Source organism: Moraxella sp. (assembly GCF_024227015.1).
Lineage (GTDB): Bacteria > Pseudomonadota > Gammaproteobacteria > Pseudomonadales > Moraxellaceae > Moraxella.
Window position 1 is genome coordinate 1 of record NZ_JAAELD010000209.1, and the last position, 3143, is coordinate 3143.

At 48.6% G+C, this 3143-nt stretch carries 1 protein-coding gene; it reads left to right on the forward strand.

Annotated features, from left to right (window positions below; all coding sequences use genetic code 11):
* Positions 1–135 precede the first annotated feature (135 nt).
* Complete coding sequence (locus tag GY683_RS04735; RefSeq protein ID WP_297287651.1) at positions 136–3090, forward strand: insulinase family protein; 2955 nt, start codon at positions 136–138, stop codon at positions 3088–3090.
* The last annotated feature ends 53 nt before the right edge of the window (positions 3091–3143 follow it).

A 3143-nucleotide genomic window follows, 5' to 3' on the forward strand; every position in this document is an offset into this window, starting at 1 on the left:
ATTTTTTATTTTGACGGCATTAAATGAGGTGTGATGATTTGTGTGATTTAAATCTCAACACCTTGAATTAATTATGCTAAACTAGCGATTTTTGATGACTTTATTCATCTATACGAACAATTATTAAGGATACTCATGACCGCCAGCAATCCTGCTTTTGAGCTCATATCAACAACGAAAATCGACGCACTAAACATCGACGTGGCATATTATCGACACAAAGAAACGGGGCTCATGCATTATCATCTGGCATGTGATAATGATGAGAACGCACTGATGATTGGCTTTGCCACCCAGCCGATGACGTCGCGCGGCGAGGCGCATATCCTAGAGCATGTGGTGCTGTGCGGCTCTGAAAAATACCCTGTGCGTGATCCGTTTTTTAGCATGATTAAGCGTTCCTTACAGACGTTCATGAATGCCATGACAGCAGCGGATTGGACGGTTTATCCGTTCGCCACCCAGAACAAGAATGATTTTTTTAATCTGCTGTCTGTGTACACGGATGCGTGTTTTTTCCCCAATATTCATGAGCTGGATTTTGCCCAGGAGGGCATCCGTATTGAGCTGGATGAAGCGGGTAAGCCACAATATCACGGCATTGTCTTTAATGAGATGAAGGGCGCGATGAGCGGTGAGATCGATCAGCTTTATTATGCGCTGACGCACCATCTGTTCCCGACGACGACCTATCATTATAATTCTGGCGGCGATCCTAAGCACATTGTTAATCTGACCCACGACGATCTGGTGAAATTCCATCAGGCGCATTATCATCCATCGAATGCCATCGTGATGAGCTTTGGCGACATTCCTGCCAAAGACATCCAAGATAAGCTGCAGAATGATGTCTTGGCACGCTTTGATGACATTAGCCGTCCTAAGATGGGCAAGAAATTTACCTCAGCTCTAGAGACTCGCCTGACCCAGCCTGTACAAGCCTTCGATACTTATACCGCTGATGATAATGGCAAACAGATGACCCATCATGTGCTATCATGGCTGCTGCCAACCATCAGCGATCCGCGTGAAAGACTGTCATTGCGCCTGATGGAGGGTGTTTTGGTGGAGCACTCAGGTTCTCCGCTGCGTGCTTATCTTGAGAGTTATCCGCAGGCTGTGGCACCAAGTCCGCTGCTTGGCTTGGATGACAGTCATTATGAGATGGTGTTCTATGCGGGCGTGCGTGGTTCGGACGTCGAATATGCTGATGATGTGGAGCAAGGCATCTTAGATCTGCTCTCAAAAGTCGCTGCAGAAGGCGTTGATGATGAGACCATCGAGACGGTGCTGCATCAGATCGAGCTTGATCAAAGACACATCGGTGGCGACAGCATGCCTTATGGTCTGACTCTGATGCTTGAGGCGTTTAGCACGGTGGTGCATGGCGGTGATCCGCTGGATGTGTGGCAGATTGATGAGCATCTGACTTGGCTAAGACAGCAGGCGAAGGACCCTAAATTCGTGCCATCACTCATCAAAAAACACCTGATCGATAACCCGCATCGTGTGCGCCTAACTGCCTCACCTGACAAAGATAAAGATCAAAGACTCATCGACGATGAGCAGGCGACACTTGATCAGCTCAATGAGACACTTAGCGACGAGGCACGTTCCACCATTCAACAAAAAACCGCTGAACTTCAAGTGCGCCAAGCGATGATTGATGATGTGAACTTGTTGCCAAAGGTGGGGCTGTCAGACGTTCCAAGCGATGTCGCCTTTACGCACGCCATCAAAAAACCCATCAACATCGATGGCGATACGCGCACGTTGTATGAATATCATGCAGGCACGAATGGGCTGTATTATTATCAGGTGGTCGCTGATTTGGCTGATGCTGCCGATGATATTTTGAATAACCCATTATTGCCAATTTATTTGACGCTGCTGTCAGAAGTGGGGACGCATCAGCATGACGCGCGTGAATTCCAAGCGGTGCAGGCAGCGTGCTCATCGGGGGTGACGGCGCGCATCAGTCAGCGAACTGATGTGGCGGATAAAGACAAAATAAGCAGCTATTTTGTGGTAGCGACTCGTGCGCTTAACCGTAAACTTGACGCTGTGAATCTGGTGAGTGAGGTATTGGACGAGACGATATTCACCGAGACAGATCGCATTCGCGAGCTCTTGCAGCAAAAACAAACCAGCTGGCAATCACGTCTGACAGGTGCAGGTCACGCTTATGCCATGCAGACAGCCAGTCGCAACATGAGCCGCCTTGCTAAGATTGAATATGCCTTTTCAGGGCTGCCTGCATTAAGTGCGTTAAAGGCGTTCTTGGCAGATGCGAATGAAGATAAATGGGAAATCTTATGTGCGCGATTGGCAGCCTTGCATGAAGCCATCACCAGCCTGTCTAAGGATGTGATCTTGGTCTGTGAGTCTGACTCTGCAGCCGCGATCAGTGATAAGATCGCCAGCACCTTGAAGAATCGTAAGGCATCTGGTGAGCAATCGACATCGTCACTGCCTTTTGATGCTTTGACAGAGATCATTGAGGATGACGCCCAAGATGACATCGCTTGGCTCATCTCAACCAATGTCTATCATAACGCTGCGGTCTATGCTGCGACCACATCGGATGACGATGATGCACCTGCACTGATGGTGCTTGCGCCATTCTTGCGTAATGGCTATCTGCATGCTGCCATCCGCGAGAAAGGCGGTGCGTATGGCGGCGGTGCGAGCTTTGATGCGAATGCAGCGGCATTTAAATTCTACAGCTATCGCGATCCGAACTGTGTTGCGACTTTTGATCACTTCAAGGCAAGCATTGATTGGCTGCTTAATAACGAGCATGACGATGAGAAGCTTGAAGAGGCGATTTTGGGCATCATCGCAGGCATGGACAAGCCTGGATCTCCAGCAGGAGAGGCGGTCAAGTCATGCTTTGGTGAGCTGCACGGGCGTGATAAGGCATATCAGCAGGCGCTGCGTGCCAAGATCCTAGCGGTAAGTATCGATGATCTAAAACGTGTCGCACGAACCTACCTAAAAGATAAGCCATGCACCAAAGCAAGCCTTGCGCCACTAGAGCAAGAATCTACAATGGCAGAGCTTGGTTTTGCTATTAAAAAATTGGCATGATTAATAATAATCTGTCTGCTGGCGGATTTTATTAACCCATATAAAAAGCCTTG